Annotated in this window: 21 protein-coding genes; 6 read left to right on the top strand and 15 right to left on the bottom strand. The window is 64.7% G+C overall.

Translation table 11 applies throughout. From position 1 onward, the window contains the following. The first annotated feature begins 91 nt into the window (after window positions 1-91). Both ACRQ5Q_RS33615 and ACRQ5Q_RS33620 read left to right on the top strand, forming a co-directional pair. Window positions 92-364 carry a hypothetical protein gene (locus tag ACRQ5Q_RS33615; RefSeq protein WP_439394223.1) on the top strand — a complete coding sequence of 91 codons (273 nt, stop codon included), beginning with the start codon at window positions 92-94 and terminating at the stop codon, window positions 362-364. Window positions 365-448: 84 nt separating this feature from the next. Then, window positions 449-754, top strand: a complete 306-nt coding sequence (locus ACRQ5Q_RS33620) for a hypothetical protein (RefSeq protein ID WP_439369899.1) — start codon at window positions 449-451, stop codon at window positions 752-754. A gap of 269 nt (window positions 755-1,023) precedes the next feature. Here the strand turns inward: ACRQ5Q_RS33620 and ACRQ5Q_RS33625 are convergent, their stop codons facing one another. From ACRQ5Q_RS33625 to ACRQ5Q_RS33640, 4 genes are all read right to left on the bottom strand, one after another. Then, window positions 1,024-1,179, bottom strand: a complete 156-nt coding sequence (locus ACRQ5Q_RS33625; RefSeq protein WP_439394224.1) for a hypothetical protein — start codon at window positions 1,177-1,179, stop codon at window positions 1,024-1,026. Between the two features lie 103 nt (window positions 1,180-1,282). Continuing rightward, the gene (locus ACRQ5Q_RS33630; RefSeq protein ID WP_439394226.1) at window positions 1,283-1,801 is read right to left on the bottom strand and encodes a septal ring lytic transglycosylase RlpA family protein; all 519 of its coding nucleotides are present in this window, start codon (window positions 1,799-1,801) and stop codon (window positions 1,283-1,285) included. Between the two features lie 455 nt (window positions 1,802-2,256). Further along, the gene (locus tag ACRQ5Q_RS33635; RefSeq protein ID WP_439375668.1) at window positions 2,257-3,852 is read right to left on the bottom strand and encodes an NAD-dependent malic enzyme; all 1,596 of its coding nucleotides are present in this window, start codon (window positions 3,850-3,852) and stop codon (window positions 2,257-2,259) included. Between the two features lie 600 nt (window positions 3,853-4,452). Continuing rightward, window positions 4,453-6,783, bottom strand: coding sequence for a mechanosensitive ion channel domain-containing protein (locus ACRQ5Q_RS33640; RefSeq protein WP_439394228.1), 2,331 nt, complete (start codon window positions 6,781-6,783; stop codon window positions 4,453-4,455). Window positions 6,784-7,508: 725 nt separating this feature from the next. Here ACRQ5Q_RS33640 and ACRQ5Q_RS33645 point away from each other — a divergent pair. Continuing rightward, a complete protein-coding gene (locus ACRQ5Q_RS33645; RefSeq protein ID WP_439394230.1) occupies window positions 7,509-8,393 on the top strand; it encodes an MBL fold metallo-hydrolase in 885 nt (294 codons plus the stop codon). A gap of 208 nt (window positions 8,394-8,601) precedes the next feature. Here the strand turns inward: ACRQ5Q_RS33645 and ACRQ5Q_RS33650 are convergent, their stop codons facing one another. The 9 genes from ACRQ5Q_RS33650 to ACRQ5Q_RS33690 form a co-directional block, all read right to left on the bottom strand. Further along, window positions 8,602-9,639 (bottom strand): patatin-like phospholipase family protein, encoded by a 1,038-nt coding sequence (locus ACRQ5Q_RS33650; protein ID WP_439394232.1) that lies wholly within the window; start codon window positions 9,637-9,639, stop codon window positions 8,602-8,604. Then, complete coding sequence (locus ACRQ5Q_RS33655; RefSeq protein ID WP_439394234.1) at window positions 9,636-10,565, bottom strand: polyphosphate kinase 2 family protein; 930 nt, start codon at window positions 10,563-10,565, stop codon at window positions 9,636-9,638. The genes ACRQ5Q_RS33650 and ACRQ5Q_RS33655 overlap by 4 nt, the downstream gene beginning before the upstream one ends. After that, a complete protein-coding gene (locus ACRQ5Q_RS33660) occupies window positions 10,525-11,544 on the bottom strand; it encodes a branched-chain amino acid ABC transporter permease (protein ID WP_439369908.1) in 1,020 nt (339 codons plus the stop codon). Before ACRQ5Q_RS33660 ends, ACRQ5Q_RS33655 begins: the two co-directional genes overlap by 41 nt. Continuing rightward, complete coding sequence (locus ACRQ5Q_RS33665) at window positions 11,541-12,422, bottom strand: branched-chain amino acid ABC transporter permease (protein WP_439394236.1); 882 nt, start codon at window positions 12,420-12,422, stop codon at window positions 11,541-11,543. The genes ACRQ5Q_RS33660 and ACRQ5Q_RS33665 overlap by 4 nt, the downstream gene beginning before the upstream one ends. A 5-nt stretch (window positions 12,423-12,427) precedes the next feature. Then, window positions 12,428-13,132 (bottom strand): ABC transporter ATP-binding protein, encoded by a 705-nt coding sequence (locus ACRQ5Q_RS33670; protein ID WP_439375669.1) that lies wholly within the window; start codon window positions 13,130-13,132, stop codon window positions 12,428-12,430. Beyond that, window positions 13,132-13,902 carry an ABC transporter ATP-binding protein gene (locus tag ACRQ5Q_RS33675; RefSeq protein ID WP_439394238.1) on the bottom strand — a complete coding sequence of 257 codons (771 nt, stop codon included), beginning with the start codon at window positions 13,900-13,902 and terminating at the stop codon, window positions 13,132-13,134. Before ACRQ5Q_RS33675 ends, ACRQ5Q_RS33670 begins: the two co-directional genes overlap by 1 nt. Before the next feature lie 12 nt (window positions 13,903-13,914). Then, a complete protein-coding gene (locus ACRQ5Q_RS33680; RefSeq protein ID WP_439394239.1) occupies window positions 13,915-15,225 on the bottom strand; it encodes an ABC transporter substrate-binding protein in 1,311 nt (436 codons plus the stop codon). A gap of 94 nt (window positions 15,226-15,319) precedes the next feature. Then, entirely contained in the window at window positions 15,320-16,027 is a 708-nt protein-coding gene (locus ACRQ5Q_RS33685; RefSeq protein ID WP_439394240.1) for an NUDIX hydrolase, read from the bottom strand. 28 nt (window positions 16,028-16,055) lie between these two features. After that, window positions 16,056-17,081: an ABC transporter substrate-binding protein gene (locus ACRQ5Q_RS33690; protein WP_439369914.1), complete on the bottom strand. Its 1,026-nt coding sequence runs from the start codon at window positions 17,079-17,081 to the stop codon at window positions 16,056-16,058. Between the two features lie 138 nt (window positions 17,082-17,219). Between ACRQ5Q_RS33690 and ACRQ5Q_RS33695 the strand changes: the two genes are divergently transcribed. Continuing rightward, entirely contained in the window at window positions 17,220-17,669 is a 450-nt protein-coding gene (locus ACRQ5Q_RS33695) for a cupin domain-containing protein (protein WP_439394242.1), read from the top strand. Between the two features lie 163 nt (window positions 17,670-17,832). Here the strand turns inward: ACRQ5Q_RS33695 and ACRQ5Q_RS33700 are convergent, their stop codons facing one another. Together ACRQ5Q_RS33700 and ACRQ5Q_RS33705 are read right to left on the bottom strand one after the other, a co-directional pair. Then, window positions 17,833-18,621: an ABC transporter permease gene (locus ACRQ5Q_RS33700; RefSeq protein WP_212376374.1), complete on the bottom strand. Its 789-nt coding sequence runs from the start codon at window positions 18,619-18,621 to the stop codon at window positions 17,833-17,835. Beyond that, window positions 18,621-19,439: an ABC transporter ATP-binding protein gene (locus ACRQ5Q_RS33705; RefSeq protein WP_439394244.1), complete on the bottom strand. Its 819-nt coding sequence runs from the start codon at window positions 19,437-19,439 to the stop codon at window positions 18,621-18,623. Before ACRQ5Q_RS33705 ends, ACRQ5Q_RS33700 begins: the two co-directional genes overlap by 1 nt. Before the next feature lie 278 nt (window positions 19,440-19,717). Here ACRQ5Q_RS33705 and ACRQ5Q_RS33710 point away from each other — a divergent pair, with 278 nt between their 5' ends. Together ACRQ5Q_RS33710 and ACRQ5Q_RS33715 are read left to right on the top strand one after the other, a co-directional pair. Next, window positions 19,718-20,500, top strand: coding sequence for an ATP-binding cassette domain-containing protein (locus tag ACRQ5Q_RS33710; RefSeq protein WP_439369919.1), 783 nt, complete (start codon window positions 19,718-19,720; stop codon window positions 20,498-20,500). After that, window positions 20,497-22,053, top strand: coding sequence for a glycine betaine ABC transporter substrate-binding protein (locus ACRQ5Q_RS33715; RefSeq protein ID WP_439394246.1), 1,557 nt, complete (start codon window positions 20,497-20,499; stop codon window positions 22,051-22,053). The genes ACRQ5Q_RS33710 and ACRQ5Q_RS33715 overlap by 4 nt, the downstream gene beginning before the upstream one ends. Window positions 22,054-22,056: the final 3 nt, after the last annotated feature.

Consider the following 22,056-nt stretch of genomic DNA (forward strand, 5'->3'; position numbering starts at 1 on the left):
GTTAGGTGGCCGTGGCTTTGAGATGCAGCGATAGGCGTAGGCCCCGGCGCGCAAACCCGCGCGCTGGGGTTCTTTTTGCGTGAGGGGGACGATGGGGGACGTTGTTGCGGAGTCAAAAGTCGATTTCGGCGCGCTTGCGGCCCTGCATAAATGGCCGTCGCTGGCCAACCAGCGCCGCCCGGACCGCGAGCCCTATCAGGTGAGCGAGGGGACGCTCGACGAATGCATCTCGGCCTTCATGCGGAAGCCGGCGGCAACCCGGCACCTCTATGAGATTCGCACGGCGCCGCAGCCGCCGCTGGTGACCGCCGTTCTCTCACCCGAGCACGTCATCGAGCTGTCGCGCTTGCGGGAATTTCTCTGACGGCCTTCACAAGCACGTGCGCAGGAACCTTCTTCCGGTTTTTCCCGTTATCGGGGATCGGAAGTCAAATCGTGAGCGCCTCACATGCTTGAAGCTGGCGTTGCATCTCCCGTCGTGCCCTATGGCGCGGACCAAACTCTCTTCGTCGTCGTCGACCGTCTCGACCTTGCGACTGAAGTCCGCATCGAGCGCAGCGATCTCGAAACCACCATCGGCGAGTTCGTCGCCGGCTGCTTCAACGATCCCGTCAAGGTGATCTCGTTCAATACGCTCGAACACTGGATGAAGGACATCTCAAGCGACGTCGCCGGGGCGATAAAGGCACGCTGCGACATCTATGGCATAGAGCTGCCCGACTATCTCAGCGACTTCGTCGAGAGCCATAGCTGAGGGCGCATCGCGCCTCAAGCGTTTCAAATCCCAGGCAATAAAAAAGCGCCGCGTCCGCGGCGCTTTTCGTGTGGCAACCTCAGTGGTGCCAGAACAATGCCAGCAGCAGAATGATCGGCAGCGGCACGCCAAGCAACCAAAGCAATGCACCTCGTCCAAATCCCATGATGTCCTCCTCCTCTCTCACGCCCAAATGACGCAGGAGTCGAGCGGAAGTTCCCCGCTTCGCGGGAAGGACGAATGCGCCTACAGCATGGGTTACGGGAGTCTTATGCGCGCCGATACTTGCCGGTGATGATCTCGATCTCGCGGCGGCGTTCGCCGGCGAAGGTCAGAAGCTTTTCGATCGTCAGCGTATCCGTGATCCTCTTGGCGAGCCGCTCGGCACGTGCGGCCTGATCTTCGAGATACTGGATCGTGTTCAAGCGTCCGCCTCCACAAAAGCCCCGATTTGTTTGGGCAACCATGGTGCTTGAGAAGCGCCTAACAGCCGGTTAAGCGCGGCGCCTCACCTCGACGAACCGCGCTTCATCGCACGACGTCGAGGCGGACATTGGCAAGGCCTTTGTCGACCATGCCGAGCGCTTCGGCCGCGGACGGCGAGATGTCGACCACACGCCCGCGAACGAAGGGGCCGCGATCGTTGACCCGGACGGTCACGAACCGGCCGGAGGACACGTCGGTGACGCGCAGCTTGGTGCCGAACGGCAGCGTGGGATGCGCCGCGGTCAATTCGTTCTTGTCGAACTTCTCGCCGCTCGCGGTTTCAGTATCCGAGTAGAAGCTGGCGAGGCCATGCGATGCGGTTCGCCTTGCCTCACCACCGGGGACGCGCGCCCGGCCGATCGGCCGCGGGTGCAGCGCCGCCACGCGGTGCGGCCGCTCGATTGCGGCCTGCCGGGTCGTGCCGGCGAGATCGGCTTTCTGGCGGCCGACCGGCGACTGCGCGCAGGCGGCGAGAGATGCGGCACCCAGGACAGCGAGCAGCAAGCGGCTCGAGGTTGCCAGCGACATTCGGGCAGTTTCGGCACGTGCAATGCGAGACATGATGCGCCCTCCGAACAACCGCAAGTTTCGGTGGGCAATCGGGGCAGAACCTTGTCGGAACAAAAGCGGCCTTGCGGCCCGCCATCGTTTCGCGCCGGCTGTGACGATTCCATCACAGTGGATGTCCCGAATTGGGACAGATCAGCGGACCATCTGCACGATACGGTGCGCAAACACACGCGTTCGGCGGGGCCTGGCCGATCTCGACGTCGCCCCGGAGTCGGATGGACTTTCGACGCGGCTAGCAGGGTGCCCTGCCCTCACCCGGATTGCGCCGGACGATGCTTCGCATCGCCGGAGCGATCCGACCTCTTCCCGCAGAAGAGGGGAGAGGTTAAGGGGGCAGGCTGGTTTCACTCCCTCTCCCGTCCTTACGGGCGCCGCGACGAGCTTCGCTCGCGACGAGAGGGTGGGGTGAGGGGCTATCTCGGCCAACTCAGCTGAAATTGTCAGCCTCAGTACTTTGGCTCATACATCTCCGACTGGACCAGGGCCTTCACGTCGTTCGGCGCGGGTCCGTCCGCCAAGCCACGCTGATAGGCAACGTCTGCGACGGCAGCGGCGATGCGGACCGAGACCTCGCGGATGCGGGGCAGCGCCGGATAGAGGCTGCCCTGGGCGAGGTCCTCCTTGCCGACGCAATCGGCGAGCGTATGGGCGGCCGCCATGAACATCTCGTCCGTCACCAGCCTGGAGCCGCTGGCGATGACGCCGAGGCCGACGCCGGGGAAGATGTAGGAGTTGTTGCCCTGGCGCGGCACGAAGGTGCGGCCGCTGAGCGTGACCGGATCGTAGGGGCTGCCGCAGGCGAACAGCCCGCGGCCCTCGGTATAGCGATAGGCGTCCTCCGCCGAGCATTCCGCCTTCGAGGTCGGATTGGAGAGCGCGAACACGATCGGCTGCTCGTTGAGCTCGGCCATCGCCTTCAGCACCTCGGGCGTGAAGGCGCCGCCGACCGCGGCCACGCCGATGATCGCCGTCGGCTTCAGCGTTTTGATCGCGGTGAGGAAGTCGGCAATCGGCGCCTGGCCGGTGTGAGCGTAGCGCAGCTTGTGACCGGAGAGACCTTCACGGCCGCTGACGACGAGGCCACGGGAATCCACCAGCCAGTTGCGCCGGAGCGCTTCGGCTTCCGTGGCGCCCTCCGCCATCATGGCGGAGACCACGAGATCGGCGATGCCGGTCGCCGCCTCGCCCGCGCCAAGGAACAGGATCTTCTGATCCTTCAGCTTGCCGCCGGAAACGCGCAGGGCAGAGAACAGGCCGGCGAGCGCCACCGCAGCAGTACCCTGGATGTCGTCGTTGAAGACGCAGGCCTCGTCGCGATATTTGTGCAGCAGCTTGAAGGCCGAATGGTTGGCGAAATCCTCGAACTGGATCAGCACGCCCGGGAAGGTCTTTCGCGCGGCAGTCATGAACTCCTCGACGAAGCTGTCGTAAGCTTCGCCCGTGAGCCTGCGTTCGCGCAGGCCGATATAATAGGGATCGTTCAGGAGTTCTTCGTTGTTGGTGCCGACGTCGAGCAGGATAGGCAGGCACTGCTCGGGATGGACGCCGGCGCAGGCCGAATAGAGCGACAGCTTGCCGACCGGAATGCCCATGCCGTTGGCGCCGAGATCGCCAAGTCCCAAAATGCGCTCGCCGTCGGTGACGACGATCAGCTTGGCCGGATAGGGCCAGTTCTTCAGGATCTCGGCGATCTGGCCGCGATCGCGCGAGGAGATGAACATGCCGCGCGGTCGCTGGAAGATCAGGCCGTATTTCTGGCAGGCGAGCCCGACGGTCGGCGTGTAGATGATCGGCTGGATCTCGTCGATGTTGTCGACGACGACACGGAAGAACAGCGCCTCGTTGCGGTCGTGCAGCGCGTTCAGCGCGACGTATTTTTCGAGATCGGTCGGCAGCGTGCGCAGATTGGTGAGCACGCGCTCAGCTTGCGTCTCTATCGTCAGCACGCAGGGCGGCAGCAGGCCGCGCAGGCCGAGCGCCTCGCGCTCCGCTTCCGTGAAGGCGGTGCCCTTGTTGAGCAAGGGATCGCGCAGCAGCGTCATGCCGTGCGCGGTGTCGGATGATGTCGAATGGGCGCTGACCCGAGCAGGTCTATTCACGAAATCCCCCAGGGAGTTTCTTATTGAAGGGGCAACCATTGTCGGCCAGCGGTCCCCCGAGATCAAGGACGTTGCCATCGCAGCATCGATTGTGATCTCGCACCGCAGCGAGATTTTCGCCTATGGGTAGGGGAATCGCATATGGCGTGCACGATGCTGCGGCATCGCTCTGGGCTCCCTCTCCCGCTTGCGGGCAGGGAATCGCATATGGGAGTGATATCGCCTGTGGCCATCCTTCGAGACGCCCGCCGTTGGCGGGCCCCTCAGGATGAGGACCGAGTACGTTTCGCCAATTCAACGGGCTCTGATGCCACTTAGCCTCATCCTGAGGAGACCGCGAAGCGAACGTCTCGAAGGACGAGGCGCGCGCTCAGCTCGCGCAAAGAGCCAAATGCGATAGCCCTACGCTTGCGGAGGAGGCTGGTGTGGGGGTGTCTCCGGGTTGGGATCGTTGAATTGTGGAGGGCATCTCTGCGTGGCGAGAGCCCTCACCCGCCGCGCGCTGCCGGACGAGGGCAGGCAAGCTGGAATTTTGCGGAGCCGCTATCCGATCGCCCGCCGCGGCGTCAGGTTGACGGCCCCCTCTGCCGGCGGCGCGACATGCATCAGAATGGTCTGGGTCGCGGAGGCAACCTCGATGCCGTGCTGCTGGAAGCGCAGCTTCATGCGGCGGTTGAATTCGCGCTGCACCGGCCAGCGGCCGGCCTCGGTGCAGCGGATCTGGCCGACGATCGAGACCATCGCGCCGTCGACCTTGTCGACGCCCCACAGCTCGAGATCGCCGCGGATCAGCGCGCGGAAGTCCGCTTCGCGCCGCATCTCCTCGACGATGTCCTTGAGGATCTGGCCGGCGCGGTCGGTGTCCTCCTTGTAGGCGACGTTGACGCTGACGGAGGCGTTGCCGGCGCCGCGGCTGGCATTGGTGATGGTGGTGACCGCGCTGAACGGCACGATGTGCACCGCGCCGTCGCCGGCGCGAAGCCTGATGGTGCGGATCGAAACGTTCTCGACGACGCCCGAAAGGCCGGACACGCTGACGGTGTCGCCGACCTGCACCGTGTTCTCCAGCAGCAGGAACAGGCCGGTGATGAGGTCCTGGACCAGCTTCTGCGAACCGAAGCCTATGGCGATGCCGACGATGCCGGCGCCCGCCAGCAGCGGGGCGACATTGACGCCGATCTCGCTCAGCGCGGTGAGGCCGACCACAGTCGCGATCACACAGAGCAGCGCAGTGCGCAGCATCGGCTGGAAGGTGCGCAGGCGCGCCGCGCGGGCGTAATGCCCGTCGCGCGACAGCGCATTGATCTGGCGATCGAGCAGCGCATTGCTGATTTCCCAGATCGCAGCGGCGATGAACACGGCAATGCCGATCGTCACCACCGCCGAGATCAGCCGGCCGCCGACCTGGCCGCCGTAGAACCAGACGATGGCGTCCACGCCCCAGACCTCGAGCACGGCCACGAAGCCGATGAAGGCGATTACGCCCGAGACGACCTTGCGCAGCAGCGGCAGATAGCGGTTGGCGCGGGTCTCCAATCCCGGAAAGCGCTGCAGGATCTCCGGCTTGATGCGGAAGCCGCGGTCGATCAGCCCCAGCGTCAGCATGATGGCGACGCGCGTGATCAGCGCCACCACGATGGTGCCGACGAAATACTGCAGCAGCAGCGAGTAGCCGTTGCGGATGTTGAGCGCCCACACCGCCCATAGCGCCAGATCGAGCGCGATGGCGAGATAGTGCCAGCCGCCGGCAATGCGATTGCGCATGCCGGCCGCGATGCCCTGCCGGTCGGCCGGCGCGCGGATGGCTGCAGCGACCTGGCGACGACATTGCAGAATGATGACGACGATGAAGAGGTGCACGACCAGCATCACCATGCGCAGCAGCGCGGCGTAACCGGCGCGATGCAGGCCGAGCAGCAGCGCCACATTGGCGAAGGCGATGCCGGTGACGCCGACACCGACGATGCGGCGTGCCCAGATCTCGATATAGGCCGCCGTCTCGGCCCGCACCGGAAACAGGCCGAACGGCCCCGCCAGCGCCCGGACCAGGCAGATCAGCCCGCGCGAGAACGCGTAGGCGTTGACGACCGCCAGGATCACGAGGCGGACGGTCGTGGGCTCGCCGATCTCCGTTCCCAGCAGCGCGGTGGCGATGCAGACGAATACCAACACGGGAAGCAGCTCGAGCACGAAACGGCTGAGCACGAAGGGCAGCCGCAGCATGACCTGCCAGATCCGCGCCAGGCTGTGACGTCGCTTCTGCAACTCAGGGGCCGGCGTCACGTCGGCGACCGACGATGGCGGATCGGCGATCGGCAGCGCCTGCGCCGGCAGGCGGGCGGTCTGCGGCACGCGTCCTTCCAGGAATACGACCGGGCGGCGGATCAGGCGGAAGATCACCCATTCGGCCGCGAGGGCGCAGCCGAGCACGAGCGCCAGCTTCCAGGCGATCTCGAACAGGAGGTTGTAGGCCGCCGGATCGTTCGCGGTGCGCATGATCCAGTAATAGAAGGCCGGGAAATGCGTGATCGTCCGCGCCATGCTGGCGATCTCGCTCGAGATCTCGCCGATCTGCTCGGACACCGTGAGCATGAGCTGCGCACCGAGGCCGTCGGCCGCAAGCGGGATCGGCGATTTCGGTTCGGGCGCAGCCTGCTGCGGACCGGACGCATTGGCGATCGCGCGCAGCGTGTCGATCATCTGTGCGCGCTTCTTGTCGTCCTGAAGGGTCTCCAGCGCGCGCTTCGCCTCGTCGGGCGACAGCGCGGCCGCACCCTTGGGTTCCGGCGCGGGCGGCGCGGCGCGAGCCGGGGAGAAAGACGAGATGACAAAGAAGAGCGCTGCGAGAAGCGCCGGGACAAGCTTAGGCGACACGCGGATTCCCTGAAAAATGAATGCGCCTGCGGCGACAGGACCGTCCCCGCCGAAGCACTTGCGTCATGTCGGATGACAGCTATTCGCCGCGACCCTGTGTCGGAAATTGGCCTTTGAGGCGACATTCTCTTGGCATTTGCCGCAATGCAGGATCAGAGCAGGCGCCGTCTCGGCCAGGAGAAACCCCATTCAAACGCTGCGCGCGCGAAGGGCTCGCCCGTCATTCCGGGGTTCGGCCCGGAATGACGGCGAGGAGGAGGAGGAGAGTGAACAGAAGATGGAAATGCATTCGTCGAGGCGGCCTTGGAGCTGCCATCAAACGATGTGATGCAAATTACAGCGCCGGGAAGGTAGGGGCTATGCCTCACTGATGCAGCCCGCTAAACCTTGACCCGGCGTGCCGTTCGCGGTTTGCACCGCTATGCGATAGTCCGAACGAGCTCCATCGCAATTAACGCGGCTGGATTTGCGGAGGTGGTGTCATAGACCTCCCCTTGCTCTGAGGTGGACGTTACGCGTCGCGTATTCCGCGACCGTGGCCATGCTCCTCCTGCGACATAAAACTGTCAAGCGGGATCAATGGCTCTCAAATCACATTTGCTGCAGCGTTCCACATTGTTCCGGCACAGATTGGCCAGCGAAACAGCGGAATAAATCCCTCGACGCAGCGTTGGTGTCGAAGGAGTATTCCATTCCCGCCTCTCCGTCGTTTCAGAAGCCCAGAGATGAAAGTATTGTTTTGCATCCCCGTTCTCGTGACTCTCGTGACCGGATCGGCTTCCGCGCAGACTCCACCGCAGACCTCGACCACGAAGGTCGACGGCACCGACAACGTCTACGTCTTCCGCTACGGCGGACATCAGTCGATGTTCGTGGTGACGCCGCAGGGCGTGATCGCGACCGATCCGATCTCGTATCTGCGGCCCGCGAAGCCCTATATCGACGCGATCAAGGCCGTCACCGACAAGCCGATCAAATACGTCATCTACAGCCACCATCATTACGACCACATCGCCGGCGGCCAGCCCTTCAAGGATCTCGGCGCCACCTTCATCGCGCACCGGCGAGCCAGGGAACGCCTGCTCGAGCTGAAGAAGCAGAAGTCCCTGCTCCCCGACGTCGTGATGCCGGATCAGGTGGTGGACGACAAGAAGAGCATCACGCTCGGCGGCACCACGCTGGAGCTGAACTATGTCGGCCGCAATCATTCCGACAACTCGCTGGTGATGCGGCTGCCCAAGGAGAAGATCGTCTTCGTGGTCGACTTCGCGCCGATCGAGAGCGTCCAGTTCCGCAACATCCCCGACAATGCCTCGCCGCTGGAGTACATCGCCTCGCTGAAGAAGCTGGCCTCGCTCGACTGGGAGCGCGTGATTCCCGGCCATCCCTATGCCGGCGGGCGCTTCGGCACCAAGAAGGACGTCGACGACGACATCGCCTACATGGAGGACCTCTCCGCCGAGGTGAAGAAGGCGGCGGACGCCGGCAAGTGCTTCGACGCCGCGATGAAGGAGGTGAAGCTGCCGAAATACGAGAAGTGGGCGAATTACGAGGCGAGCCTTCCGGCCAATGTCGAGCGCTTCTGCTACTGGTGGGGACGCGGATACTGAGAGTCGGCTTGCCAGGACGCGACGAACTTCGGCTTTGCCCACCCTGCCCGGTCCCCGGCGATGATGGCATCATACCCCTGTTTTGCCCGACGGGTCAAACGGACTTCTTGAAATCCGAACAACACCCCGCCAAGCCATTCATTCCGCTGGCACCGCCTACTGTGCATGGGGTTGTTTTCGTGCTTTTGTCCATTGCCGGCTCAGCGGCCTAAAGAAACATGTCTGCCAGGTCGACCGTCGAGGACTTTCCGATCTGGTCGAAGTTTCGCGCCAGCCAGCTTCGCGCCGCGTCGCGGCCTTCGTCGCGCAGGCGACACAATAGGCTCCATTCGGGATGGAATTGCGTGGCCGTGCCGAGTTGCGACATCAACAGGTCGTTGCCGATCCAATGCATGTACATGCGGCTATGCCTGTCGCTGTCGAGCTCGCCGTCGTCGATCAGCCGCGTGGCGAAGGCGATCGCGCGCATCTCGCGCATCAGGGACGAATTGAAGCTGATCTCGTTGATGCGGTGCAGGACATCGGCCGCACTGGTCGGCAGCTCGTTGCGCCGGATCGCCGTGACCTGCACGATGATGACGTCGTGACTGCCCTTGCGGTAGATCAACGGAAAGATCGCGGGATTGCCGAGATAGCCGCCATCCCAATAATGCTCGCCGTCGATCTCGACCGCCTGGAAATAGGGCGGCAGGCAGGCCGAGGCGAGCACGGTTTCCGCCGTGAGATGCGGACTCTGGAACACCTTGATCTTGCCGCTGCGGACGTTGGTGGCGTTGAGAAACAACTTCGGCGCCTCGGGCGAGGAATTGAGCTGGTCGAAATCGACCACGCGCTGCAGCAGCGCGCGGAGCGGATTGAAATGAAAGGGATTGAGCAGGTTCGGCGGCAGCGTGTGCGTCAGCGTGTGGATGACGGCGTGGACCGGATGATATTCCGGCGGCAGCTTCAGGGCCTGGATCCACTGGTTCAGTGGCGACATCAAATCGTACGCCATGTCCATGCGCGACACTTCGTACCAGAATGCATGCAGGCTCTCCCGCGCCGCCTCCGCGCCTCCGTGCGCCATGCCGGAGGCCATCGCGACCGCATTCATGGCACCGGCACTGGTGGCGCTGATCGCCTCGATCGCGAGCCTGCCGTCCTCGAGCACCTGGTCGAGCACGCCCCAGACGAAGGCGCCGTGCGCGCCGCCGCCCTGGAGCGCGAAGTTGACGTTCTTGCAATTCGTGGTCGTGTGGGCTGTCACTTTGCTTTCTTCTTGCCTCCCGTCCCCTCTTTCTCCAGCGCCTTGCGCACCTGCTCGAACTCTTCCAGCGAAGCCTTGTCGGCACGGGGGAAGCGCAGGTCGAGCTTTTCCAGCGCGGCATTGATCACCGAGCCGATCACGACGCGGGCGAACCATTTGTGATCGGCGGGCACCACGTACCAGGGCGCCTGCGGCGTGGAGGTGTGCCGGACGATGTCCTGGTAGACCGCCTGGTAGCGCGGCCACAGCGCGCGCTCCTTGATGTCGTCCATGGAGAACTTCCACTGCTTGGCCGGATCCTCTAGGCGGTCGAGAAAGCGCTCGCGCTGCTCGTCCTTGGAGACGTTGAGGAAGAACTTCAGCACCACGGTGCCGTTGCGGCAGAGATAGCGCTCGAAGGCCGAGATGTCCTCGAACCGCTCCTTCCAGATGTTCTTGGTGACGAGCTTTGGCGGCAGCTTCTCCCTGGCGAGGATCTCCGGGTGCACCCGCGTGACGAGGCACTCTTCGTAGTGGGAACGGTTGAAGATGCCGATATGGCCGCGCTCGGGCAGCGCGATGACGTGGCGCCAGAGGAAGTCGTGGTCGAGCTCCTTGCTGCCCGGCGCCTTGAAGGCCCTGACTTCGCAGCCCTGCGGATTGATGCCCTCGAAGATCGCCTTGATCGCACTGTCCTTGCCGGCCGCGTCCATGGCCTGGAACACGATGAGCAGCGACCAGCGGTCCTGGGCGTAGAGCTTCTCCTGGAACTCGATCAGCTGCTTCTTGTTGGCGTCGAGAATCGCCTGCGCATTCTCCTTGTCGAGATCGCCCTTCTCGTTGGTCTTGTGGTCCTTGAGGTGAAACTTGCCCGAGCCATCGTAGCGAAATGGCGTGATGTAGCGGTCAAGTTCCTGGGCGAGGGATTTGGACGGCTTCTTGCTCATGAGCGCGGGGCACCTTGCGTTGCGGCTTCAGTCGGTCGAGCAAGCTACCAAGGATGCCCTTGGGAAGGAATATGATGAAGAGCACGAGCAGCACGCCGTAGACGAGGTTGTCCCAGCCGACCGCCTTGGTGCCGAAGCCGATGCGCAGGGTCTCGGCCAGGAGGATGGTGATGATGGCGCCGACGGTCGGGCCGAGCGAGACGAACAGACCGCCGACGATCGCCGCGAACACCATCTGCAGCGACACCGCGATGCCGCTGACCGTGTCGGGGGTGATGAACATCTGGTACTGGCAGTAGATCGCGCCGGCGAGCGCCGTCATCAGCGCGCTGAGCAGCGTGATCTTCAGCTTCTCGGCGGTGACGTCGACGCCGGCCGCGGCCGCGGCGTCCTCGTCCTCAGAAATCGCCTCCAGCGCATAGCGGGCCATGCTGCGGTCGACCCAGTGCCAGACCACGATGCCGAACAGCCACACCGCGAGCGCGATCAGATACCAGGTTGTCTTGTCGTCGAATTGCAGCGCCAGCAGCCTGTTGCCGGACGCGCGGTTCGGGGTGTAGCCGAGCGAGCCGCCCGTATAGTCGCGCGTTGCCGTGATCACCTGGAGCACGATGCCTGACAGCGCTAGCGTCACCAGCACGAAATAATGCCCGGTGATGCGGAAGCGGAAGCAGGGATAGCCGACGATCATCGCCAGCGCGCCGGCCGCCGCCATGCTGATGGGAATGCCGATCCAGGGCGACAGTCCGAGGTGATTCCACAACAGCGCGGTGACGTAGGCGCCAATGCCCATGAAGCCGCCATGCCCGAGTGAGACCAGGCCGAACCGCCCCATCATCGACCACGATGTATAGGCGAACGACCAGATCAGGATCAGCACCAGGATGTGCAGATGATAGGGATCGCGATAGACGAAGGGCAGCGCGACCAGCGCCGCCAGCCCTGCCCCCCATGCCGCAAGCCGCCCCTGCCCCATCATCGGCGCCTCGCAAGCAGGCCCGCGGGCCGGATGAACATCATGACGATGAAGAAGGCGAAGGCGAGCACGTAGCCCCATTCGAGGTCGGAGAACAGGCCGCCGAGCGAGATGATCTCCGCGAACAGGAAAGAGGCGATGAAGCCGCCGATGAAGTTGCCGAGCCCCCCGAGCACGCAGATCAGGAAGGTGATCGGCCCGAAGGAGAGGCCGACGAAGGGATGCACGTCGTATTGCAGCACCAGCAGGCACGCCGCGAGGCCGGCGAGCGCGCCACCGAGCGCGGAGGTGATGAGATAGATGCGCCTGGTGTCGACGCCCATCAATGCCATGATCTGCCGGTCCTGAGAGATCGCGCGGATCGCGGTACCGGTGAAGGTGCGCGTCATGAAGAGATAGACGGCGACCATGCCGACCAGCGCGGCGACGAAGGACAGCAGCCGCGCGTAGCTGAAATTCATGTCGCCGAAGGCGAGCACCGGCAGGCGGATGCCGAGATTGCGGAAGTCGATGCCGAAGGCGACGGTGGCAAAGCTCTGCAGCACGAACAGCACGCCACCTGTCGCGAGCAGCTGGTTGATCGGAGGTGCTGTCAGCAGTGGCGCGATGACGAGGTAGTGCAGCGCCGCGCCAAGCACGGCGACCAGCAGGATGGTGAGCGGGGCGGCAACGAAATAGCTGACGCCGTAATACTGCACCATGAAATACATGGCATACATGCCGATCATCACCAGCTCGGCGTAGCAGATCCAGGTCACGTCGATGACGCCGAAGATCAAATTGAGCCCGAGCGCGAGCAGCGCCAGCACGCCGCCGAGCAGGATGCCGTTGATCACGGCCTCCAGCAGGTAGATGTCGAAAATGTCCAGGAACGCCTGCATGCCCATCACACCCCGAGATACGCTTCCTTGACCGTGTCGCTCGCCAGCATCTCGGCCGAGGTGCCGGACGCGCGGATCGTGCCCGCCTCGATCAGATAGGCACGATCGACCACCTTCAGGACCTGCTGCACGTTCTGCTCGACGATCAGCACGGTCAGCCCGCTGGCGCGGATCCGCTTCACCAGCTCGAACACCTGCTGCACCACGACCGGCGCCAGTCCTGCCGACGGCTCATCGAGCAGCAGCAGCTTCGGATTGGACATCATCGCGCGGCCGATCGCGCACATCTGCTGCTCGCCGCCGGACATCGTCCCGGCCATCTGGTGGCGGCGCTCCTTCAGGCGCGGGAACAGGTCGAACACGATCTCCAGCTGCTCGGCGTAGTGCCCTCGCGCCTCCTTCATGAAGGCGCCCATCTTGAGGTTGTCGTCGACCGTGAGCTGGGGAAAGAGCCGCCGGTTCTCCGGCACATGCGCAATGCCGAGGCTGACGATCTTGTGCGCCGGCGTCGCGATGACGTCGACGCCCTCCATCTTGATCGACCCGCGCGAGGGACGGATCAGCCCGGAAATGACCCGCATCAGGGTGGTCTTGCCGGCGCCGTTGGGGCCGATGACGCCGACGGCTTCGCCGGCCTTCACGTCGAGATTGAGGTCGAACAGCGCCTGGAAGGTGCCGTAGCCGGCATTGACGCCGCGAAGCTCCAGCATCATTGCCCTCCCGCGCGGCGGCGCGCTTCGGCGGCCGCGGCCTGCGTGGTCTCGGCGTCGGTGCCGAGATAGACCTCGATGACGCGCGGATCGCCGGCGACCGCGCTCGGCAGGCCTTCCGAGATCTTCTCGCCATGATCGAGCACCATGACGCGATCCACGACGCGCATCAGGACGCCCATGATGTGCTCGACCCAGATGATGGTGATGCTGAGCTCGTCGCGGATGTTGCGCAGCATGTCGGCGGCCTGGTCCATCTCGGCCTCGTCGAGGCCGCCGAGGCTCTCGTCGGCGAGCAACAGCTTTGGCGCGGTGGCGAGCGCCTTCGCAAGCTCGAGCTTCTTCAGCCCCGCAGCGCCGAGGCCATCGACGCTGGCATGGCGATCGGTCGGCAGGCCGACCATCGCCAGCGCGCGCTCGGCCGCCTCCTCGGCCTTGATGCGGCTGTGGCGTCCCTGGCCGTAGAAGCCAGCGAGCGCGACGTTCTCGAAAATGGAGAGGCGGCGGAACGGCCGCGGAATCTGGAAGGTCCGCCCGATGCCGCGATTTATGATCCGGTGCGGCGCAAGGCCTGCGATCTCGTGGCCCGCAAACAGGATCGAGCCCGAGGTCGGGGCCAGCGTGCCGGAGAGCATGTTGAAGATCGTGCTCTTGCCCGACCCGTTGGGACCGATCAGGCCGAGGATCTCGCCCTGGTCGAGCCTGAACGACACGTTGTTCACGGCGGTGAAGCCGCCAAACCGCTTCACCAGCCCGCTGACTTCCAACACCGGAGCGCTCCGCTATTGGTTGCTGTAGGTGGTGCCCTTGGGCAGCGGCAGCACGGCTTCGCGCTGCGCCTGGCTCTTGGGCCACACCACATGGGACTTGTCGTCGAGATACTGGATCACGACCGGGAACGAGCGCTCGTTCTGGCCCGCCATCGGCGTGCCATCGCCGTAGAACTTGACGCCGAAGCCAAGCATGGTGCCGCCCTCGGGAATGTCGGTATCGAGTGCGGCCTTGCGCAGCGCGTCGGGATCGACCCCGCCATACTTCTTGATGGCGCGCGGCAGCACGTCGCTCATGAACACGTAGGTATTCGAGGCGCCGATACCGACATGGGCCGAGCGGATCGCAACGCCCGGCTTGAGCTTGTCGAACTCCTCGCCGACCATCTTGATGACGGCCGGAAGTTTCGGATCCATGGTCTTCTGGTTGGAGAGCCAGATCGAGATCGGATCGGCGTTGAAGATGTAGGTCGCGTCCGCACCCATGCCCTCCTTGAGCTTCTCATAGACACCGTAGCCGGCGCCATGCCCCATCAGCGCAGCGAATTTCAGGCCCTGCTCGCGAGCCTGCCGCAGTAGCAGCGTGATGTCCGGGTTGTAGCCGGTGTGGAAGATCACATCGGGCTTCGCACGCTTCAGCTTGGTGACGAGCGCCGATAGATCCGGCGCGGTGGCCGAATAGCCTTCCTTGAGCACGACATTGAAGCCGGCCTTCTTCGCGCCGGCCTCGTTGCCCTTGGAGACGTCGACGCCATAGGCGCCGTCCTCGTGGATGATGGCAACGCGCAGGTCCTTCGGCTCCTTGCCGAGCTTGGCGCTGGCATTCTGCGCGATGAAATCCATCGTCATCATGCCGAACTGGTCGCCGCTCGCCTGCGGGCGGAAGACGTATTTGTAGCCCTTCTCGTTGAACACGGCCGACGAGATGCAGGTCGTCATCCACATGAACTTCTTGAGCTGCTCGACGCGCGCGGCAACCGGCACGCATTGCGCCGAGGAGAAGAAGCCGAGCACCATGTCGACCTTCTCCTGCTCCAGCAGGCGGACGGATTCATTGATGGCGATGTCGGGCTTGCTCTGTGCGTCGGCGTAGACCGCCTCGATCTTGTAGCCCTCGACGCCGGACTTGGCGAAATGGTCGAGGATGATCTTGGTGCCGACATAGTTGAGCTCGGAGCCGCCCCCCGCGAGAGGCCCGGTCAGGTCGAAAACGACGCCGATCTTGATCTTCTTGTCCTGGGCCTCGGCCGTAGCCACCAAGCCCGTCGCTGATATCGCGACCACCAGCCCACGTACCAAGCGGGCAGCCATGCGCAGGCGCATCTAAACCTCCCTGGACGATTGTGCATTGCATTCTTGTTGCTTTTGCTTTTTTACCCATCACATGGGCTGCGCGCGGCGATGTCAAGCCTCGCGCTCAGCGCGAGGCGAACTGCTGCTCGACGAAGGCCGTGACAAATCGCGGCATGGCCGGCGTGAGATCGCTCATCCCGCGCACGAGATGAATGGCCGACAGTTCCGGCTCGGTCTCGCGCGCGAGGTTGGCCTCGATCCGGGCGCGGGCGACATCTCCCGGCATATTCAGGTTGAGGATCTGCAGCATTGCAATCGCGGGGCCGGTGACCACGCAATGCCAATCCGGCTCGGCCCGATAGTCGGCCGCGATCAGGCCGGTCTCCTCGGCGAGCTCGCGGGCGACGCTGCCGGGAATGTCGAGCGCGCCCTCCCTGACATCGTCGAGATCCGGCGTGCCCGAGGGGAAATAGATGCGGCCCGCATTGGCGGTGTGGGGCGCCATCTCGCCCATGATGAAGGCCCCGTCGGACGCGCGCAGCGCGCCCATGCCAAAGCCGTTGAACACGGCCTTGTCGGGAAAGCCCCAGTCGCGCCAGGCGAGGAAGCTTGCGAAATCGGTCTCGAAATAGGTCGCGGTAAGATGACCGTCGCTGAACACGGCATCGCGCCCGAGCAGGACGCGGCCGTTCCAGATCTTCGGCCGCTCCCGCTGCTTCTCGGCGAAATGCGCCGCGATCTCGGCGCGCCGTTCCTCCGCGAACGGCCAGACGATCGGCCGCACCGCAAGATCAAGCGTCGTGACGCGATGAATGACCGGTGGTGACGTCATGACGCCTGCTACCACGCCTTCGCGTCGGCTATTTGGCGCTGCCCGTGGTCTTCTTGGCCTGGTCGACGAATCTGTTGGTGAAGGTCTTGCTGACGTCGATCTTGGCGTTCGCCACCTCGGGCGAGCCGACGCTGAACACCGCAAGCACCGCGTCGGCTCCCTTCGGGTCCATCTTGCCGGTCTCGGAGAACATGGGAATCGTGTTCTTCAATGCGGCGAGATAGAGGTCCTTGTTCTTGCCGACCATCTCCTCCGGCATCTTCGCCATGATCTCCTCGGGCGAATGCGAATGGATCCAGGCGAGCGTCGCCAGGATCGCATTGGTCAGCGCCTGCGTCTCCTTCTCGTGGCCGTTGACCCACGCCACCGTCGAGTACAGCGCGCCACCGGGATACTCGCCGCCAAACGTCTCGAGCGTATCCTTCTGGGTGCGGGTGTCGCTGAGGATGCGCAGATCCTTGTGGCTGCCCTGGAGCACGGTCACGGAGGGATCGAGCATCACGGCCGCGTCGATCTGCCCCTGCTCCATCGCGGCGACCGCGGTGGCGCCAAGGCCGACGCCGATCACGGCGGCACTGGTGGGATCGAGCCCGTTCTTCTTCAGCATGTATTTGAGGAAGAAGTCGGTGGAGGAGCCTGGCGCGCTGACGCCGACCTTCTTGCCGGCGAGATCCTTGACCGACTTGATGTCGTTGGTGCGCGAGGGCGCGACCACCAGCACGAGGCCGGGATAGCGGTCATAGACCACGAAGGACTGCAGCTCCTGCTTCTTGGCCGCGAGGTTGACGCAATGGTCAAAATAGCCGGAGACGACGTCGGCGCTGCCGCCGAGCACGGCCTTGAGCGCATCCGAGCCGCCCTTGAGGTCGACCAGCTCGACATTGAGGCCGGCCTTCTCGTACTCGCCGAGTTGCTTGGCCAGCACCGTCGGCAGGTAGCACAGGCAAGAGCCGCCGCCGACCGCGACGGTGACCTTGCTTTGGGCTGCGGCAAGCGAGGTGGTGAGCGTCAGCACGAGCAGCGCGCCGGCGAGCCTTGCAATCGTGTTCTTCATTGGTTTCCTCCGTTCGGCCCGCGGCACCATAGAGCAGCGGGACTGGCTTGAGAAGCACTGCCTAAGTGGGCTGGCCATCGGCCTTTCGGCGCAATAGCATGGCTGAACAAGAACAATTCATGATGGGGAGAATGATCCATGAATCGCCTTGTTGCCGGGCTGTCGCTCGCCGCCGCCTTTGCCGCCGGGTGCGGCGCGAACCAGCTGCTTCGGCCGGCGCTGGCCGCCGAGAACATCACCGCACAGCTCATCCACACCGGCGAGATGGAGGGCGATGCGCTCGGCCCTGCCAACAATGTCGGCTTCCGGTCCAAGATGTTCGCAAGCGCCGACGGCGCCACCATCTCGATCCAGGTCGGCAACGTGCCCAAGCACATGCATCCCAACACCAACGAGATCCAGTACATCCTCGACGGGACCGGGACGATCTGGCTCGGCGACAAGGAGGTCACGGTCAAGCCGGGCGACCTCGTCATCATTCCGAAGGGCACGGCGCATGGCGGCACCAAGCCGATCAGCGGCCAGGTCAAGGCAATCGCCATCAAGACGCCGCCGCAGGCGCCCGACGACACCAAGCTGCTGGATTGAGCTCTTTCACCTCTCCCGCTTGCGGGAGAGGTCGGGGCGAAGGCGCGGGTGAGGGTTCTGTCCTCTGGGAGATTGTCCCATCGTGGAAACACCCTCTCCCCAGCCCTCCCCCGCAAGCGGGGAGGGAGCGTACCTAGCATTTGGCTCGCAATCAGAGTCTGATCTACCCGCGCCCATCCGACGCGGTCGGCCGCCACACCAGGAGACGCCGCTCGACCAGCGTGACGCCGTAATCGATCAGGATGACGAAGGCCGACAGCACGAACATGCCGGCGAACACGCCGGCGACGTCGAACACGCCTTCGGCCTGCTGGATCAGATAGCCGAGCCCCGCCGCCGATCCCAGATATTCGCCGACGACCGCGCCGACCACGGCGAAGCCGACCGAGGTGTGTAGCGAGGAGAACATCCACGACAGCGCCGACGGCCAATAGACGTGCTGCATCAGCTGCCGCTCGCTCATGCCGAGCATGCGGCCGTTGTCGAGCACCGTGCGGCTCACTTCCTTGACGCCCTGGTAGACGTTGAAGAACACGATGAAGAACACCAGGGTCACGCCGAGCGCGACCTTGGACCAGATGCCGAGCCCGAGCCACAGCGCGAAGATCGGCGCCAGCACCACGCGCGGCAGTGCGTTGACCATCTTGACGTAGGGGTCGAACACCGCGGCGACCAGCGGCTGGCGCGCGAACCAGAAGCCGACGAGGACGCCGCCGAGCGATCCGATCACGAAGGCGAGGATCGATTCCGCCAGCGTGATGCCCAGATGCTTCCAGATCACGCCGGACGCGAACCACTTCACGATCTGGCTGAACACGTCGAACGGATTGGAGAAGAAGAACGGCGGCAGCAGGATCTTGCCGAAGACGGGGACGGTCGACAGCACCTGCCACAACACGATGCACACGACCGCGACCAGGACCTGCAGCGCAAACAGCGTCGGGCGCGACATCAGACCGCCTCCGCCGCATGGGTGGACTGCGCGTATCCCTTCATCACCTCGTCCTTCAGCACGCTCCAGATCTCGCGATGGAGCGCGTGGAACTCCTTGTCGAGGCGCACCTCGAAGATGTCGCGCGGGCGCGGCAGGCTGACGCGCCAGTCGCCGATGATGCGCGAGGATGGCCCCGCCGACATGATCACCACGCGGTCGGCGAGCGCGATCGCCTCTTCCAGATCGTGGGTGACGAACAGCACGGCCTTGCGGTCGGCATTCCACAGGTCGAGCAGCAGGTTGCCCATGACCTGGCGCGTCTGCGCATCGAGCGGTCCGAACGGCTCGTCCATCAGCAGGATTTTTGGATCGCGAATCAGCACCTGCGCCAGCGCCACGCGCTTGCGCTGGCCGCCGGAGAGCATGTGCGGATAGCGGTTCGCGAAGGCCCCGAGGCCCACCGAGGTCAGCCATTTCCGGGCCTGCGGCAGCGCTTCAGTGCGCGGTGTGCCCTTGATCTCGAGCCCGATCGCGACATTGTCGAGCGCGGTCTTCCAGGGGAACAGCGCGTCGGCCTGGAACAGGTAGCCGGCCTCCCGGTTCAGCCCCGCGAGCGGCTGGTCGAAGATCCTGACGCTGCCGGCGGCCGGCTTGAGCAGGCCCGCGGCGACATTGAGCAGCGTCGATTTCCCGCAGCCGGTCGGGCCGACGATGGCGACGAACTCGCCCTGCGCGACCGTCAGATGCGCCTTCTCCACCGCCGTATAGACCCGGCCGTCTCCCAGGCGGAACGCGACCTTGGCATCTTCCAGTGCCACTGCCGTGGGCGTTGTCATGTGTTTCCTCCGAACTCAGGCCGATGCCTTAGCCTCTCGCGCGGTCAAGTTCAATCAAGCCGCCAAGCGTGCTACGCATGGGCTTGGCCGTGCTCTTACCCTCCCCTGGAGGAGGAGGGTCGGCTCACACGAGCGCAGCGAAATGTGAGACCGGGTGCGGTGACAGTCTCTCCACAGAGGCGGTGCCCGCGTGGACAGATCACCCCACCCCGCTCGCGCTGCGCGCGATCGGCCCTCCCCTTCCAGGGGAGGGCAAGAGAAAAGCGAGCCGAGCCGCGATGCCTTCCAAGTTGGCGATCAGCTACCAAACGGTCAGCAAGAGCTTCGGCTCCGTCACAGCCGTCGACGGCGTGTCGCTCGACGTTGCCGAGGGCGAGTTTCTGGCCGTCGTCGGCGGGTCGGGATCGGGCAAGACCACGCTGCTGCGGCTCGCGAACCGCCTGATCGAGGCCGATGGCGGCACGATCATGGTTGAGGGCGAGAACGTGCGGAATGTCGATCCGGTCGCGCTGCGGCGCCGGATCGGCTACGTCTTCCAGAGCGGCGGGCTGTTTCCGCACTTAAGCGTCGCCGACAATATCGGGATCACGCCAAGGCTGCTGGGCGAACCAGCAGCGGCGATCGCTGGGCGCGTCGACGAGCTGCTGGAGCTCGTGCAGCTCGACCGCGCATCGCATCGGGATCGTCTGCCCGAGGCACTCTCCGGCGGCCAGCGCCAGCGCGTCGGTGTGGCGCGGGCGCTCGCAGCAAGCCCTCGCATCGTGCTGATGGACGAGCCGTTCGGCGCGCTCGATCCCCTCACCCGCGATGCGCTCGGTGACGACTTTCGCGCGCTGCACCGCAGGCTCAGCCTGACCACCGTGATGATCACGCATGACATGACCGAGGCGATCCTGCTCGCCGATCGCATCGCGGTGATGCGCGGCGGAAAATTGCTGGCGCAGGGCACGCCGGCGGAGCTCTCGAGCAGCCGCGACGATTACGTGCTCGAGCTGCTGCGCACGCCGCGGCGCCAGGTCGAGCGGCTGAATGCCCTACTGCCGAAAAGCGGTGCGGCATGAGCGTCCTCTCCGATCCGCGCTGGGGCGAGGCGCTGTCGCATCTGCCCGATTATCTCGGCAACCATGTGCGGGTGAGCCTTGCCGCGCTCGCGCTTGGCCTCGCCGTCAGCCTGCCGCTGGCGATCCTGACACGCAACCGTCCGGCGCCGCGCGGCATCCTGCTCGCGCTCGCCAGCATCGTGCAGACCGTGCCGGGACTGGCGCTGCTCGCGCTGTTCTATCCGCTGCTGCTCCTTGCGGCTTCGGTCACGCTGGCCTGGTTCGGCATTTCCTTTTCCGCCTTCGGCTTCCTGCCGGCGATGCTGGCACTGGCGCTCTATTCGATGCTGCCGGTGCTGCGCAACGGCATCACCGGCCTCAACGGCATCGATCCGGCGCTGATCGAGGCTGCCAAGGGCGTCGGCATGACCGCACGGCAGTCGCTTGCGATGGTCGAACTGCCGCTGGCACTGCCGGTGATGATGGCGGGCGTCCGCACCGCGGCTGTGTGGGTGATCGGCACCGCGACGCTCTCGACGCCGATCGGGCAGACCAGCCTCGGCAACTACATCTTTGCCGGCCTGCAGACCCAGAACTGGGTGTTCGTGCTCTTCGGCTGCGTCGCCTCGGCCCTGCTCGCGCTCGCCGTCGATCAGCTGCTCGGCCTGATCGAGAGCGGCCTGCGACGCCGCAGCCGCTTGCGCAGCGGGCTCGGCGCGGTCGGGCTCGCGGCACTGGTCGCCGCGACGCTGGTGCCCACCATCGGACGCTCGTCGCAAGGCTATGTGGTCGGCGCAAAAACCTTCGCCGAGCAATATGTGCTCTCGGCGTTGCTGAGAGACCGCCTCCAGGCGGCAGACCTCTCGGCCACGGCGCGGTCGGGCCTCGGCTCCAGCGTGATCTTCGAGGCGCTGAAGGCGGGCGACATCGATCTCTATGTCGATTATTCCGGCACGCTCTGGGCCAACCAGCTGCATCGCAACGACATCAAGCCCCGCGCAGAACTGGTGGCGGAATTGAAGACGGCGCTCGCCAAGGACAACATCACCCTGCTCGGCGAGCTCGGCTTCGAGAATGCCTATGCGCTGGTGATGCCGAGGAAGCAAGCCGAGGCGCTCGGTATCCGCGACATCGCCGACCTCGCCTCACATGCCGCGACGCTGTCGATTGCCGGGGACTACGAATTCTTCTCACGCCCCGAATGGGCGGCGCTGCAGAGGGCGTATGGGCTGCAGTTCGGCGCTCAGCGCCAGATGCAGCCGGACTTCATGTATGCGGCGGTCGCCAGCGGCGAAGTCGACGTCATCGCCGGCTACACCAGCGACGGCCTGATCGCGAAATACGATCTCATAACGCTCGACGACCCCAAACACGCGATCCCGCCCTACGATGCCATCCTGCTGCTCGCCCCGAAGCGCGCAGGCGATGAGCGATTGCAGGCGGCGCTCAAGCCGCTGCTCGGCAAGATCGACATCGCCACCATGCGCGAGGCGAACTTGCGCGCCAGCGGCAATGACGCCAACTCCTCGCCTGATGTGGTGGCGAAGTGGCTGTTGGGAAAGATCAAGCAGTAGGTT

The organism is Bradyrhizobium sp. PMVTL-01, assembly GCF_051861855.1.
Lineage (GTDB): Bacteria > Pseudomonadota > Alphaproteobacteria > Rhizobiales > Xanthobacteraceae > Bradyrhizobium.

Coding starts and splice junctions, on each gene's coding strand:
- ACRQ5Q_RS33700 (WP_212376374.1), bottom strand. CDS start 18,621: ATGTCGCGCCCGACGCTGTTTGCGCTGCAGGTCCTGGTCGCGGTCGTG.
- ACRQ5Q_RS33705 (WP_439394244.1), bottom strand. CDS start 19,439: ATGACAACGCCCACGGCAGTGGCACTGGAAGATGCCAAGGTCGCGTTC.
- ACRQ5Q_RS33615 (WP_439394223.1), top strand. CDS start 92: ATGGGGGACGTTGTTGCGGAGTCAAAAGTCGATTTCGGCGCGCTTGCG.
- ACRQ5Q_RS33635 (WP_439375668.1), bottom strand. CDS start 3,852: ATGACGCTGCTGCGCGATCCCTTGCTCAACAAGGGCACCGCCTTCACG.
- ACRQ5Q_RS33660 (WP_439369908.1), bottom strand. CDS start 11,544: ATGATGGGGCAGGGGCGGCTTGCGGCATGGGGGGCAGGGCTGGCGGCG.
- ACRQ5Q_RS33715 (WP_439394246.1), top strand. CDS start 20,497: ATGAGCGTCCTCTCCGATCCGCGCTGGGGCGAGGCGCTGTCGCATCTG.
- ACRQ5Q_RS33630 (WP_439394226.1), bottom strand. CDS start 1,801: ATGTCTCGCATTGCACGTGCCGAAACTGCCCGAATGTCGCTGGCAACC.
- ACRQ5Q_RS33690 (WP_439369914.1), bottom strand. CDS start 17,081: ATGAAGAACACGATTGCAAGGCTCGCCGGCGCGCTGCTCGTGCTGACG.
- ACRQ5Q_RS33665 (WP_439394236.1), bottom strand. CDS start 12,422: ATGCAGGCGTTCCTGGACATTTTCGACATCTACCTGCTGGAGGCCGTG.
- ACRQ5Q_RS33655 (WP_439394234.1), bottom strand. CDS start 10,565: ATGAGCAAGAAGCCGTCCAAATCCCTCGCCCAGGAACTTGACCGCTAC.
- ACRQ5Q_RS33680 (WP_439394239.1), bottom strand. CDS start 15,225: ATGCGCCTGCGCATGGCTGCCCGCTTGGTACGTGGGCTGGTGGTCGCG.
- ACRQ5Q_RS33670 (WP_439375669.1), bottom strand. CDS start 13,132: ATGCTGGAGCTTCGCGGCGTCAATGCCGGCTACGGCACCTTCCAGGCG.
- ACRQ5Q_RS33695 (WP_439394242.1), top strand. CDS start 17,220: ATGAATCGCCTTGTTGCCGGGCTGTCGCTCGCCGCCGCCTTTGCCGCC.
- ACRQ5Q_RS33685 (WP_439394240.1), bottom strand. CDS start 16,027: ATGACGTCACCACCGGTCATTCATCGCGTCACGACGCTTGATCTTGCG.
- ACRQ5Q_RS33620 (WP_439369899.1), top strand. CDS start 449: ATGCTTGAAGCTGGCGTTGCATCTCCCGTCGTGCCCTATGGCGCGGAC.
- ACRQ5Q_RS33645 (WP_439394230.1), top strand. CDS start 7,509: ATGAAAGTATTGTTTTGCATCCCCGTTCTCGTGACTCTCGTGACCGGA.
- ACRQ5Q_RS33710 (WP_439369919.1), top strand. CDS start 19,718: ATGCCTTCCAAGTTGGCGATCAGCTACCAAACGGTCAGCAAGAGCTTC.